Source organism: Verrucosispora sp. SN26_14.1, assembly GCF_004307965.1.
In the GTDB taxonomy this organism is placed as follows: domain Bacteria; phylum Actinomycetota; class Actinomycetes; order Mycobacteriales; family Micromonosporaceae; genus Micromonospora.
Genome location: NZ_SISL01000161.1, coordinates 1 through 12,284, shown reverse-complemented (window position 1 = coordinate 12,284; position 12,284 = coordinate 1). Strand labels below are relative to the sequence as shown.

At 71.6% G+C, this 12,284-nt stretch carries 15 protein-coding genes; 11 read left to right on the top strand and 4 right to left on the bottom strand.

Features of this window, described 5'->3' with window-relative positions; all coding sequences use genetic code 11:
• Positions 1 to 102 precede the first annotated feature (102 nt).
• Together EYA84_RS15995 and EYA84_RS15990 are read left to right on the top strand one after the other, a co-directional pair.
• A complete protein-coding gene (locus tag EYA84_RS15995) occupies positions 103 to 870 on the top strand; it encodes an AbfB domain-containing protein (protein WP_161594981.1) in 768 nt (255 codons plus the stop codon).
• A 60-nt stretch (positions 871 to 930) separates the two neighbouring features.
• Complete coding sequence (locus EYA84_RS15990; protein ID WP_394347575.1) at positions 931 to 1,116, top strand: Fe-Mn family superoxide dismutase; 186 nt, start codon at positions 931 to 933, stop codon at positions 1,114 to 1,116.
• A gap of 240 nt (positions 1,117 to 1,356) precedes the next feature.
• Here the strand turns inward: EYA84_RS15990 and EYA84_RS15985 are convergent, their stop codons facing one another.
• Positions 1,357 to 2,880, bottom strand: coding sequence for a non-reducing end alpha-L-arabinofuranosidase family hydrolase (locus EYA84_RS15985; RefSeq protein WP_131053870.1), 1,524 nt, complete (start codon positions 2,878 to 2,880; stop codon positions 1,357 to 1,359).
• A gap of 351 nt (positions 2,881 to 3,231) precedes the next feature.
• A complete protein-coding gene (locus EYA84_RS15980; protein WP_131053869.1) occupies positions 3,232 to 3,657 on the bottom strand; it encodes a hypothetical protein in 426 nt (141 codons plus the stop codon).
• A gap of 185 nt (positions 3,658 to 3,842) precedes the next feature.
• Here EYA84_RS15980 and EYA84_RS15975 point away from each other — a divergent pair, with 185 nt between their 5' ends.
• From EYA84_RS15975 to EYA84_RS15960, 4 genes are all read left to right on the top strand, one after another.
• Positions 3,843 to 4,250, top strand: coding sequence for a Fur family transcriptional regulator (locus EYA84_RS15975; RefSeq protein WP_131053868.1), 408 nt, complete (start codon positions 3,843 to 3,845; stop codon positions 4,248 to 4,250).
• A 141-nt stretch (positions 4,251 to 4,391) separates the two neighbouring features.
• A complete protein-coding gene (locus EYA84_RS15970; protein ID WP_131053867.1) occupies positions 4,392 to 4,784 on the top strand; it encodes an SCO5389 family protein in 393 nt (130 codons plus the stop codon).
• The gene (locus EYA84_RS15965; protein WP_236145790.1) at positions 4,774 to 5,862 is read left to right on the top strand and encodes an LLM class flavin-dependent oxidoreductase; all 1,089 of its coding nucleotides are present in this window, start codon (positions 4,774 to 4,776) and stop codon (positions 5,860 to 5,862) included. The genes EYA84_RS15970 and EYA84_RS15965 overlap by 11 nt, the downstream gene beginning before the upstream one ends.
• A 124-nt stretch (positions 5,863 to 5,986) precedes the next feature.
• On the top strand, positions 5,987 to 6,943 hold the full coding sequence (locus EYA84_RS15960; protein WP_131053866.1) for an ATP-binding protein: 957 nt from the start codon (positions 5,987 to 5,989) through the stop codon (positions 6,941 to 6,943).
• Positions 6,944 to 7,043: 100 nt separating this feature from the next.
• Here EYA84_RS15960 and EYA84_RS15955 read toward each other — a convergent pair whose 3' ends face one another.
• A complete protein-coding gene (locus EYA84_RS15955) occupies positions 7,044 to 8,300 on the bottom strand; it encodes a GTP-binding protein (protein ID WP_131053865.1) in 1,257 nt (418 codons plus the stop codon).
• 147 nt (positions 8,301 to 8,447) lie between these two features.
• Between EYA84_RS15955 and rpmB the strand changes: the two genes are divergently transcribed.
• From rpmB to EYA84_RS15935, 4 genes are all read left to right on the top strand, one after another.
• Complete coding sequence (rpmB, locus tag EYA84_RS15950; RefSeq protein ID WP_131053864.1) at positions 8,448 to 8,684, top strand: 50S ribosomal protein L28; 237 nt, start codon at positions 8,448 to 8,450, stop codon at positions 8,682 to 8,684.
• The gene (gene rpmG / locus EYA84_RS15945; protein ID WP_095565727.1) at positions 8,684 to 8,851 is read left to right on the top strand and encodes a 50S ribosomal protein L33; all 168 of its coding nucleotides are present in this window, start codon (positions 8,684 to 8,686) and stop codon (positions 8,849 to 8,851) included. The genes rpmB and rpmG overlap by 1 nt, the downstream gene beginning before the upstream one ends.
• The gene (gene rpsN, locus EYA84_RS15940; RefSeq protein WP_131053863.1) at positions 8,851 to 9,156 is read left to right on the top strand and encodes a 30S ribosomal protein S14; all 306 of its coding nucleotides are present in this window, start codon (positions 8,851 to 8,853) and stop codon (positions 9,154 to 9,156) included. The genes rpmG and rpsN overlap by 1 nt, the downstream gene beginning before the upstream one ends.
• A 120-nt stretch (positions 9,157 to 9,276) precedes the next feature.
• Entirely contained in the window at positions 9,277 to 9,951 is a 675-nt protein-coding gene (locus tag EYA84_RS15935) for a DUF6891 domain-containing protein (protein ID WP_161594980.1), read from the top strand.
• Between the two features lie 88 nt (positions 9,952 to 10,039).
• Here EYA84_RS15935 and EYA84_RS15930 read toward each other — a convergent pair whose 3' ends face one another.
• Complete coding sequence (locus EYA84_RS15930) at positions 10,040 to 10,909, bottom strand: amidohydrolase (protein ID WP_131053861.1); 870 nt, start codon at positions 10,907 to 10,909, stop codon at positions 10,040 to 10,042.
• A 104-nt stretch (positions 10,910 to 11,013) separates the two neighbouring features.
• On the opposite strand from EYA84_RS15930, the gene EYA84_RS15925 reads away from it, so the two are divergent.
• Positions 11,014 to 12,282, top strand: a complete 1,269-nt coding sequence (locus EYA84_RS15925) for a M20 family metallopeptidase (RefSeq protein ID WP_343232772.1) — start codon at positions 11,014 to 11,016, stop codon at positions 12,280 to 12,282.
• Positions 12,283 to 12,284 lie beyond the last annotated feature (2 nt).

Below are 12,284 nucleotides of genomic sequence, written 5' to 3'. Positions count from 1 at the left end.
CGTTGGCTCGGAGATGTTTAGAAGAGACAGCACCGGCCCGACGGTGCCGGCGCGGCCGACGTTCGGCGCAAGCTGTTGCTCTGCGGGGTCGCCGTGGTCGCCGTGAGCACCGTCGTCGGCGCGACGGCACTGTACGGCGGTGACGCGCCCGAACCGGTACGCGGCGAGTTCGCTGCGGCGGTGCCCGGCCCGGACGTGGACGGGCCACCGTTCGGCCCGGGTGACCTCGGCGCCATCACACCGTCGGCAGCCACGGGGGTGCCCACCCTGTCTCCCGGCGCCATCCCGACCACCGACGGCGGCGGTGCCAGCGTGTCCCGCCGCGCCACTGCGGCCCCCACGTCCGCGGGTCCCGTCCCCGCCGTGCCGCCACCGGTGGTGAGCGTCCCCGCGAGTCCCTCGTCGACGCCGACGGCTCCGGCCGGCACCGCCCTGACCCCGGGTACCCGCATCGGTCTGGAGGTGGCCGCCCTGCCCGGCCGTCGGGTGCGGCACGCCGGCTTCCAGGCCCAGGTCGACGCCGTCGACGCCGGCAGCAGCGCCGGTGCGAGGGCCGACTCCGGGTTCGTCGTGCGTACCGGCCTCGCCGGCGCCTGCCTCTCCTTCGAATCGGTCAACTTCCCCGGGCACTACCTGCGGCACCACGAGTTCCGGGTGTTCCTGCACCGTGCCGAAGGCGGCGACGTGTTCCGCGCCGACGCGACGTTCTGCCAGGTCGGCGGCATCGGCGGTACGCACACGTCACTGCGTTCCTACAACTACCCGAACCGGTACCTCCGCCACGACGGTCAGCGGCAGATGCAGGTGTCCCCGATCGGCGACGGCGCCTCCGCGTCCTCGGCCACTTTCGTGGTCCGACCCGCCCTGTGACATCCGCGTAGACCCCGCTCCCCGCTTTCGGACTGGGAGCCGCTCGGGCGGCGGCTGATCGTGGAGCGTGGCAACGTGGGGCAGGGCAGCACGCCGCTGCTGGTGTTCGACGCGTGGGAGCATGCCTACTACCTGCAGTACCGCAACGTCCGGCCGGACTACGTGGACCGGCTGTGGAACCTGGTGAACTGGTCGGACGTGATCGCCCGGTTCGACGCCGCGCGTGCCACCACGCCGAAGATCTGAGCGGCGTGACCGGCCATTCCCCGGCCGCGGCGGAACTGGTGCGACGCGCTGCCGGGGTGATCGCCGCCAGACACCGTGGTGACCTCGCCGCCACCGCCGGACGGCCCGAGACCTGACCGGCGGAAACGCCACCGGCGGCCCTGTCCCACGGGTACGGGACAGGGCCGCCGGGGTGCTCACCCCGGCGGGCCCACTGCGGGCCCGCCGGGTGTGTGGCGGTGGTTCAGCGTTGCAGGGTGATCAGCGTTGCAGGGTGAGCAGTCCGGGGCGGTACGGCAGGAGGCCGTAGTCGCCGCCGGAGTTGGGTGAACGGCCCTGGTAGAGCAGTTGCAGGTTGCAGGCGTTCACGGTCATCGTCTGGTCGGCGTTGGTGCGGATGAGTTCACCGTGGCTGATGTCGTTGGTCCAGGTGGCGCCGCTGTTGGCCTTACCCGCGAACGGGTTGCTCTCGGTGGCCGCCTGCGGAGTCCAGGTGCCACCCAGGCTGGTGGCGGTGAAGGAGCGGAAGTAGCGGCCCTGGGAACCGATGGCCTCGACGAGCATGAGGTACCGGTTCTCGCCCTGGAGCTTGTAGACCTGCACACCCTCGAACAGGTTGTTCGTGGTGTCGGTCATGATCGTGGTGTAGTTGGAGCCGAAGCTGCCGGGGAAGTTCCCGATCGGCATGCTGGCCCGGTAGATGCGGCCGTTGTCCCCGGCGAAGAAGAGGTACATGTTCTGGCTGTCACCGATGAGAGCCTGGTCGATGGGGCCGGTGCCGGAGTTGGAGATCGATCCGGTGAACAGGGTCTGCGCCGGCCCCCAACTGTTCACGTCCGCCGGGTTGGTCGACGTGCGGTAGGAGAACGCCGGGCCGCCCCACTGGTAGGCCAGAACCCAGACGTTGCGCGGCGCGAAGTAGAACAGCGACGGCGCGACGGCGGAGAACGGCATGGCGTTCTGGCTGGCCGAGCCCATCTGGTTCCAGTTGGAGAAGAGGCCGAAGTTCATCGACCCCCAACTGGTGCCGAAGTCGTGGGTGGTGCCGTAGACGAGCTGCTGACCGTTGTAGGGGGCGTGGGTGAAGTCCTTCAACGACGCCCAGCCCGAGCGCGGCTGCGCCAACGCGCCCGTCGACGACCACCGGTACGACGACGGCAGACCACACGTACCCGACGGCGGCGGAGTGGTGGGCGTGGTCCCACCGTCGACGCGGACGAGCTGCCACTGCTGGTTGGCGCCGCCCCAGTCGTCGTACTGCACGATGTTGCCGCCGTCGGCGGTCGAGGCGCCCTGCACCTCCACCGCCTTGTTGCTGTTGCGGTTGATCAGGCGCACGTGCCCGCCGTCGGAGTCGGCCAACCGGAACTGCTGGTTGGTGCCGTTGCCGTCGCTCCACTGCACGATGTTCGCGCCGTTGGCGGTGGAGAAGTTGTAGACGTCCAGCACCTTGCCCGAGTGCCGGGACTTCAACCGGTAGTAGCCACCACCGGAGTCGACGAACTGCCACTGCTGCTGGTTACCGTTGTTCCGGGTCCACTGGGTGATTCGCGCACCGTCGCTCGTGGCCAGGTTGTACACGTCCAGGGCCTTACCGCTGTTGCGGTTCACCAGCACGTACCACGCGTTGGTGTCGACCGTGGCCGCAGCGGCGGGCGTCGCCAGCACCGCGGCGGCGGCACCACTGACCATCACCGCTGCCACGCCGGCAGCGATGACCCGCGGCAACCACCGGCGCCGCCGCGACGGCGGTGCGATCGATGGAGATCTACCGAAGGCAGACATGATCCTCCTTCAATGACCAACAGATGAGCGGTCCACCCGGAGCCGGGCGCACCGTGACGCACGGGTCGGACGCGAGCACGGGATGGCAGCGCTAACATGATCGCCGCTCTCCTCGGGCGCGCCCGATCCCAGATCCGGCGTAGCGAGCTTGCCCGGTAGACCGCAGGCGCCGTCCTTAGGCATCGACTGTGAGCGATAACATGCCGTTCGTCAAGTCGTAACGTTCCCGACTCGACACCCCCGCGCCGGAGCTGCCGCACCGGCGATCAGGGGTGGCCGTGCACGCCCGACGAGCCGGCGGGGTGAGCCTCCGGAGTTCCCGTCGTCGCGATCGGGAGTCGACCCGCCGTGTCAGCTGTCGAACCAGACGACGAGTCGCACGTGTTCGCCGGCCACCGCGTGCCAGGCGCGCCCGTGATGGCTCGCCTTGCCGACCAGGAGCTCTCCGGCGCTCGTCGGCCGGTACTCGTGAATCCGGTCGTCCACCTGGGGCGCACTCGCCGTCCAGTCGATCCGGGCCACCTCTGCCCACGTCACCCAGGTGCAGTCGTGGACCGGCTCGACGGTGCAGAGTCGACGCAACTCCGGACTGGTGTCCTCCGGCAGGCCACGGCCGGGGGCGACCGGCGTGAAGCCGGCGTAGTTGCGTACCCCGAACAGCAGGCCGAAGGCGTCGTAGTCACGAGGTAGGTCGGCGGTGAGCACGTCGGCCAACGACCATGACGAACCCGCGCCTCCCGGCCGGACCTCCACGCCGCCGTCGATGTCGGTGCCCACCGTATGCCCGCCTCATGCCGCACACGCCCGCCTCGGTGGCGGACACCACCGAGACGCGCAGTGGCCGGAGGCCGGCGCGACGGTGGCTATCATAATGGCCCGGCGACGAGTCGATGTGCCTCGCGTCGCCGACCCGGCCGCGAGGGTGGCACGCCGGCCCGAGGCCCGGACGAAGGGGAGTGGCGATGGCGATCAAATCGATTCCGGGCGCTGCCCGCAACACCAGGCAGCGGGCCGAGGTCGTCGGGTTGCTCGACGAGCTGACCGAGTTCCGTAGCGCCCAGGGGTTGCACGCCCAACTGCGGGACCAGAAGGCGTCGGTCGGCCTGACCACCGTCTATCGCACGCTCCAGGCGTTGGTGGACGCGGGGGAGGTCGACACGGTACGCCTGCCCTCCGGTGAGCAGTTGTACCGCCGGTGCAGTCGGACCCACCACCATCACCTCGTCTGTCGCGACTGCGGTCGCACCGTGGAGGTCGTCGGCCCGGCGGTGGAGGAGTGGGCCGAAGGTGTCGCGGCCCAGCACGGTTTCACCGACCTCAACCACACGCTTGAGATCGTGGGTGTCTGCGCCGACTGCGCGGCCCGATAGCGCGGCTCCTCTCGGGGCTGACCGGGGTGGCTCGCCGGACTCCGTGGTGGCTTTCCGTGTTCGGGCATTGACGGGTGGTCACCGGCATGGTGTGCTCAGTCTAACGAAAGCGAAAACCGTGATCGTTAACTGAGGAGGAGCATGTCTCTCACCGTGCCGCCCGACCTGCTGCGGGCCGCCGAGTCCGGCCCGGTCAACGACGAGGAGTTCGTGGCCTGCGTACGGGAGTCGTTGCCGTACGCCTGGCAGACCGTCAGCCGCGTGGCGTCGGATCTGGCTGCCTCGGGCGAGGAGTTCGCCGACAACGTGCTCCCGCCACCCAGCGAGGCGGAGCGGGGGCAACTGCTGCGGGCCCTGGCCAGCGACGCCATCCGGTCCAGCCTGGAGCGTCACTTCGGCGTGAAGCTGGCCTTCCAGAACTGCCACCGGGTCGCGGCCTTCCGGCCGGCGGCAGTCGACTCCGACACCTACCGCCGGTTCGTCTCCACCCGGGGCCAGTTGCTCAACCAGTCGCCCGAGCTGCGTGACTGCTGATCACCACCGCACCCGGCGAGCGGAACGCGGTGTGCACGCGCACCTGTTCCTGCTCGCCGGGCAGCGGCCCGGCGACACCCACGCCGACGCGCTCGCCGACGCCCACCGGTACGGCCGTGCGGCGGAGACCGCCGGATTCACCGGGGTGTGGATCGCCGAGCACCACTTCATCCCGTACGGCGTCTGTCCCTCGGCGGTCGCCTTCGCCGCGCACCTGCTCGGCGCCACCCGGCGCATCACGGTCGGCACCGCCGCCTGTGTGCTGTCCAATCGGCACCCGGTGGCACTCGGGGAGGAGGCGGTGCTGCTGCACGAACTCTCCGGCGGCCGGTTCCGGCTGGGGGTGGGCCGGGGTGGCCCCTGGGTGGACCTCGAGGTCTTCGGTACCGGCCTGGACCGGTTCCGGCACGGCTTCGGCGACTCGGTGGAACTGCTGCTGCGGTGGCTCTCCGGCGAACCGACCGTGGCCGGCAACGCGCGCTTCCCGTTCCGGCCGGTGCCGGTGGTGCCGCGACCGCGCAGCGGGGTGCCGCTCTGGGTGGCCGCGACCACCCCGGGCACCGTCGACCTCGCCGCCCGGTACGGCCTTCCGCTCCTGCTCGGCCTGCACGCCGACCTGGCCGAGAAGGCGGAACTGCTGGCCCGACACGCGCGGGTGGCCACCGCGTACGGGCACGATCCGGCCGGCATCCACCACGCCAGCGCCCATGTCGCCCAGGTGGCGGCGACCGACGACGCGGCGGCGCGGGCGGTTCGCGCCGGTCTCCCTCCGCTGCTGGCCGGCACCCGGGAGTACGTCCGGCTGGACGGTGCCGCAGGCGGGCGTCGCGATCCGGAGCGCTATGTGGACCATCTGATCGACATCCACCCGGTCGGTTCGCCCCATCGATGCCGGGAGGCGGTGGCCCGGGCGACGGCGCTGCCGGGCGTACGCCATCTGCTGTTCATGGTGGAGGCGGCCGGTGGCCGGGACGCCACCCTCGACACGATCCGTCGGCTCGCCGTGGACGTCCTCGACCTGCCCGTCCCGCAGACCGAGCCGGAGACGGCGTGGTCTGCCGGGGGTGGCGCCCCGTAACCGAGACGGAATCCCGGTGACCATTTTCTGACGCGATCAGCGGGTTCCGCGCGGCGGAAGCCGCACCACCCGTTACCATCGCGCTTGTGGAAACGGTTCCCGTTAGCGTCAAGGGGTGGTCGCGGTGAAGGTAGCGTTCGTCGGCAAGGGCGGCAGCGGGAAGACGACGCTCACCGCGCTCTACGCCCGTCACCTCGCCGCCGCGGGCCGGCCGGTGCTGGCAATCGACGCCGACATCAACCAGCACCTCGCCGTCGCCCTCGGTGGATCGGACCACGCCGCCACCCCCGTGCCGCTCGGTGCCCACCTGCCCGCGATCAAGGAGTACCTGCGCGGCGACAACCCGCGCATCGGCTCCGCCGCCGAGATGGTGAAGACCACCCCGGCGGGGCGGGGGTCACGCCTGCTCCGGGTGGACGAGGAGAACTCGATCTACACGAGCTGTGTGGCGCCCGTCGGTGAGGTGCGGCTGGCGGTGACCGGCGAGTTCACCGCCGAGGACCTGGGGGTCGCCTGCTACCACTCCAAGGTCGGTGCGGTGGAGCTGCTGCTCAACCACATGCTCGACGGCCCCGGCGAGTACGTGGTGGTGGACATGACCGCCGGTGCCGACTCGTTCGCCTCGGGGCTGTTCACCCGCTTCGACCGCACCGTGCTGGTCTGCGAGCCGACCGTACGCGGAGTCGGCGTCTACCAGCAGTACGCCGGCTACGCCCGGGACTACGGGGTGGCCCTGTCCGTGATCGGCAACAAGGTCGAGGACGCCGCCGACGTGGAGTTCCTCCGCGCGCACGTCGGCGACGACCTGCTGACCTGGGTGGGGCGCTCGGCGTACGTGCGCCGGGCCGAGCGGGGCGTCCTCGGACCGCTGGAGGAGGTGGAGGCGGAGAACCGGGCCGCGCTGGGCCGGCTGGCCGAGGTCGTGGACGCCACCACCCAGGACTGGGCGGCCTTCACCCGCTGGGCCCACGAGTTCCACCGGCGCAACGCCGTGGCCTGGGCCAACGACCGTACGGGTGTGGACCTCAGCATGCAGATCGACCCGGACTTCCAGATGGGACCGGCGACGGTATCCGCCTGATCGCGACAGCGGGCCCGGCCGGGTTCGACGGGCCGCGTCCGGACGCGGTCCGCGCGAGCACTGCCACCCGGGCAGCGGCCGCGCGGACCGGTGACGCCGGTCAGGCGTCGGTCATCGGGAAACACCCGGCGAACGGGTCGGGGTAACCGCGCCAGACGTCCTCGCCGTCGGCGAGTTCGGCGTCGGTGAGCAGGCATCCGGTGAGGGTGTGCCGCAGCGCGGCCGGGTCGAGGTCCAGACCGACGAAGACCAGGTGCTGGTTGCGGTCGCCGTAGTAGGGATCCCATTCGAGGGCGGCGGCGAGCCTGCGATGGTCGGAGACCTCGTCCCAGTGCGTGTCCGGCAGGCAGGTCAGCCAGCGCCCGAGCGAGCCGAGGCCGAGGCCGCCGCCGGCGAAGTCCCAGGCGACGACCGCCTCGGGTTGGCTGGCCAGCCAGAGGTGCCCCCGGGAGCGGATCACGTCGGCGTTGACGTCCTCCAGCACCGCGTGCAGGCGCTCGGCGTGGAACGGCCGGCGGGCCCGGAACACGACCGAGACGATCCCCTGGTCGGGGTGGGGTTCGTGGACACCGAGCAGGTGCCCTTCCAGGCCGCGGACCAGCACGCCAGGGGTCTCTGGTCGGTGCCGGTCGGTCCGGCGCAGCCGCCGGGCCAGGGCGTGCGCGTCGACCAGGTCGTCGTCGACGCGGATCTGGATCGCCCACGGCGCGATGCGTGCCAGCAACGTCGCGAGGCGGTGCGTGTCGTAGCCGCCGTCGGGGGAGTGTCCCCACAGGACGTGGGTGTCGGCGTACTCGATCTGCCGGACGACGACGTCGGCGAGTGCCCGGTCGTCGTCGGCGGCGGCGTGGATGTCCAGGGTCTTCAGGTCGTCGGTGCTGGCCAGGCCGTCGAGCAGGTGTTCGGCGTCGACGACGGTGACGTAGGAGTCGACGTGCAGCAGGTCGGTCAGCGGCGTGCCGTCGACGAGGCAGTGGGCGCAGGCGGCGGCGACCGCCTCCGGCTCGACCACCTCCGGCAGCATCAACACCAGGTCCCGGTGCGGATGGGTGCCGGCCAGCCGGGCGAGAGTGGGGAGGACGTCGTCGCGCAGTGTGCAGGAGACGCAGCCGTGGGCCAGCGTGATCCGCTCGTCCTCCAGCACCCCCGACCGGTCGCGGACCACCCGGTGCACGACACCGGCCCGTACGTCGCCCAGGTCGTGCCGGACCAGCAGCAGCGCCGGGTCCGCGGTGAGCAGCGTGCGGGCGACGGCGTAGGTCGCGGCCGGCCAGAAGCCACTGAGCACGGTCAGTGAGGGCGGTCCGGCTCGCTGGACGGCGGCCGGGCCGGTCGACGTGACGGATGACGTGGACATCACAGCCCTCTCGACGTAGTTGAAAACGGTTGTCATTATAGACACGTGATCGTTCCCGAGACGAAGCCCGTCGCGCCCGCCTCCTCGGCGTGGACCCCGGACCTGTCGGGAGCGGTCCTGTCGTTTCCATCTGTGAAGGAGCAGGCCATGTCGCGACGCTGCGACGTCACCGGGGCGAAGCCGAGCTTCGGCAACGCCGTGTCCCACTCCCATCGGCGGACCCGCCGCCGGTGGAACCCGAATCTGCAGAACCACCGCTACTGGCTGCCCTCGGAGCGCCGCTGGATCCGGCTGACGCTGACCGCCAAGGCGCTGCGGACCGTGGACCGCGACGGCATCGAGAAGGTCGTCGCCCGACTGCGCGGCAGGGGGGTGACGGTCTGATGGCCCGGCAGACCGACGTCCGGCCGATCGTTCGCCTGCGCAGCACGGCCGGCACCGGCTACACCTACGTGACCAGGAAGAATCGCCGAAACGACCCCGACCGGCTGGTGCTGCGCAAGTACGACCCGATCGTGCGCCGGCACGTCGAGTTCCGCGAGGCACGCTGATGGCCCGCACCGGCCTGGTCGGTCGTCAGGAACGCCGGGTGGAACTCGTGGCCCGGTACGCCCCGCACCGCGCCGCTCTCAAGCGGGCCATCGCACACCCGGGGACCGACCCGGCCGACCGGGAGGACGCGGTACGCCGACTCGCCCGGCTGCCCCGCGACTCCAGCCCGGTCCGGCTGCGCAACCGCGACATGGTCGACGGTCGCCCCCGAGGTGTTCTCGCCCGGTTCGGGCTGTCCCGGGTCCGGTTCCGCGAGATGGCCCTGCGCGGCGAGCTGCCCGGCGTCCGCAAGGCGTCCCGCTGAGACGCGACACCGAGGGACCCGGTGCCGCCACCGACGGGTGAACCCCGATTGTCCCGCCCGGCGTCCGGTGCCGACGTCGGGCGGGCGCGGCTGTCGGAGGGGCGTGTGAAGATCCTCGCCGTGACCGAATGGATCTACAACGAGCGTCCGGCGGGCGTACGGTTCCTGACCGAGCGCATCGGGGAGCCCGGACGCGACGAGATCGAGGCCGAGATCTGGGCCTGGATCGTGCGCGGCGAGACCGACGCCGACGAGTTCGTGGACTTCTTCGACCAGGACGAGCAGCGCCACGGTGCCACCGACGAGGAGTTACGCGCGGCGTACGGGACGGCGCTGGCGGCGCGGCGGGAGCAGCAACGCGGGTGGGGCGAGGTGTGCGGCAACCTCACCCGCGCCTTCGCCGAACTCCACCGGCGCGGAGTGGTGGCCAGGGAGAACTTCAGCTGCTGCGGCACCTGCGCGGCGGGCGAGATCCACGACGAGCGGGACGACTCCCGGCACTGGCACGGTTACCTCTGGTATCACCAGCAGGACACCGAGTCGCTCATCGACAGCGAGGACGGCCAGGTCTGGCTCGGCTACGGCGCCTATCCGCCGGTGGACTTCGACGAGGCCGCCTATGCCGCCCTCTCCGAGGCCGAGCAGCAGGCCGGCTACCAGGCCGACCTGGAACGCCTCCTGGACGACCTCGTCTTCCCGGTGCTGCGCGAGCACGGCCTGCGGGTGGAGTGGAACCGCAAGCAGTCCCAGCGGATCCGCGTCACCGGCGCCCAGTGGTACGCGTCGGTGATCTGAGCGTCGGCACCGGCGGGCCGCCCCCGGCTCGCCGGTGCGACACCCGGTAGGACTGCCGGCTGGCGGGCTGCTGCACCCCGGCGCGACCTCAGGACGACGGCTCGGCCGCTGACACGTCGCCTCCCGTGGCGGTCGCCCGGTCGAGGACGCGGCGCAGGTTGGCGCCGAAGACGTCCGCCCGCTCGGTGGGGGCGAGGTCGTCCAGACCGACGGGCTCCAGCGTCTGCGCGAACGACACGTGGTCGAGGCTGGGCGGGAAGTCCGAGCCCCAGTACAGTCGGCGGCTCCCGAAACGCTCCAGGAGCAGCTCGACGAAGGGGCGGGCCGCCGCGTGCGGCCAGGCGTGCGGCGGCTCGCTGACCGCGTACAGGCCGGAGATCTTCACCCCGACGTGCGGCAGTGGGGCCAGGTCGAGCAGCGGTGTCAGGGTCTCGGCGGCCTGCTGCGGGTTCGGGGGCGTCGCCCGGCTCCCGGGCAACCCGAGATGGCTGAACAACACCGGGCATCCGTCGAGGGCGGCGAGCGCGGTGCCGAGTCGGCGGGTGGCGGCCGGGGTCGCGTTGAGGCTGAGCACCGCACCGGCCGTGATGAGGTCGCCGGCGGAGCCGGCCACCCAGTCGGTGAAGCGGTCGGCCGCCTCGGCGTCCGTCAGGTACACGGCCAGCCCGACGAACCCGGCTGCCCACCAGCGGGCCAACTGCCCGTCCGCCGGTCCACCTGGTGGAACGTAGGCGACCGGGGCAATCCAGGGGTGCCGGGCGGCGAGACCGGCCAGGTAGTCGTTGTTCCCGGCGAAGCGCGACTCGCCCTCGTATCCGACCACGAGGGCCCGATCGATGCCGTGCACACGACGGATGTCCTGATATGCGGCGATCTCCTGGCCGCCGGCAGGGGAGCGCCCGTACCGGCCCGGGTAGCCGTCGGCGAACAGGTGCAGATGGGCGTCAGCGCGGTCCATGGTCACGGACGATAACCCAAATTCTGGCGGGTTATTGACGCGGACACCCCCCTGACTTAGGTTCTTGTCTCAATTAGGTCCGGATTGCAGGTTGCGAGCGAGGGGTGGGCCGGGTGGCGCGGGGACACGACGGGGTTGATGAGCTGGTACGGCTGAGGCGTCAGCTCCATCGCCACCCCGAGCTGCGGTTTACTGAACACCGTACGGCCGGGACATTGGCCGAGAAGCTTCAGCCGTTTGGGCGGCTGCGGACCGGAATCGCCGGTACCGGATTGCTCCTCGAACTCGAAGGGTCCCTCCCGGGGCCGTCGGTCCTTCTTCGGGCCGATATGGATGCCTATCCCGTGCAGGACGCCAAGACCGCCCCCTACGCGTCGACGAACGCCGGGGTCTGTCACGCCTGCGGACACGACGTGCACATGACCGTCGCCTACGGCACCGCCGCCCGGCTCGCCGCCGCACCGCCGGCCCGGGGCTCGGTCACCGTGCTGTTCCAACCGGCCGAGGAGATCCCGTTCGGCGAGACCTCCGGAGCCGCCGCGGTCCTCGTCGACGAGGCGCTGTGCGGCCGACGCTTCGACGCCGTACTCGGCCTGCACTGCTGGCCCGACCTGCCGGTCGGCGCGCTCGGTGTGGACCGCACCACCGCCATGGCGGCCAAGGACGCGTTCCGCGTCGAGGTCCTCGGCCGGGCCGCGCACGCCGCCACCCCGGCGCTGGGCCGCGACGCCATCCTCGGGCTCAGCGGCATGGTGAACATGCTGCACGCCGCGGTGGCCCGGTCACGCAACGCCGACGAACTCGTGGCCTTCAACATCGGCACCATCTCCGGCGGGGCCAGCCAGAGCCAGGTCGCCGGGTACGCGGAGGCCACCGGCACGCTGCGCACCCTCGACGAGGGCACCCGCGAGCGGCTCAAGACGGTCATCGAGCGGGTCGCCCGCCAGCAGGCCGCCGCGCTCGACCTCGGCGTTCGCTTCACCTGGGCCAACGAGATGCCGCCGGTCCGCAACGCGGCCGAACTCGTCGCGCTCGCCCACGCCGAGCTGCCCGGCCTCATGCAGGTGACGGACCTCGCGGTGCCGCCGCTGACCACCGACGACTTCGCGCTGCTCGGCGCACTTGGCCCCAGCCTGTACGTCAAGCTCGGCGTCACCGGCGAGCGTGGTGGCGCGCCCCTGCACTCCGGCTCGTTCGACGTCGACGAGCGGTGCCTAGAGGTCGGTGTGACCGCCTTCGAACGGCTCACCCGGGCGGTGTTGGACGGACGGCTCACCGTCGATCCGACCGGCAGCGCTACCGCCGCCGGTGCCGCTGTGGCCGTACCGGCACCCGCCGGGCCGGACGCGACCGTCGCGGCGGTGACGGCGTGAAC

Excerpts from the sequence above, each read along its gene's own strand:
- EYA84_RS15985 (WP_131053870.1), bottom strand. The coding sequence starts at position 2,880 with ATGTCTGCCTTCGGTAGATCTCCATCGATCGCACCGCCGTCGCGGCGG.
- EYA84_RS15975 (WP_131053868.1), top strand. The coding sequence starts at position 3,843 with ATGGCGATCAAATCGATTCCGGGCGCTGCCCGCAACACCAGGCAGCGG.
- EYA84_RS15970 (WP_131053867.1), top strand. The coding sequence starts at position 4,392 with ATGTCTCTCACCGTGCCGCCCGACCTGCTGCGGGCCGCCGAGTCCGGC.
- EYA84_RS15955 (WP_131053865.1), bottom strand. The coding sequence starts at position 8,300 with ATGTCCACGTCATCCGTCACGTCGACCGGCCCGGCCGCCGTCCAGCGA.
- rpmB (WP_131053864.1), top strand. The coding sequence starts at position 8,448 with ATGTCGCGACGCTGCGACGTCACCGGGGCGAAGCCGAGCTTCGGCAAC.
- rpmG (WP_095565727.1), top strand. The coding sequence starts at position 8,684 with ATGGCCCGGCAGACCGACGTCCGGCCGATCGTTCGCCTGCGCAGCACG.
- rpsN (WP_131053863.1), top strand. The coding sequence starts at position 8,851 with ATGGCCCGCACCGGCCTGGTCGGTCGTCAGGAACGCCGGGTGGAACTC.
- EYA84_RS15930 (WP_131053861.1), bottom strand. The coding sequence starts at position 10,909 with ATGGACCGCGCTGACGCCCATCTGCACCTGTTCGCCGACGGCTACCCG.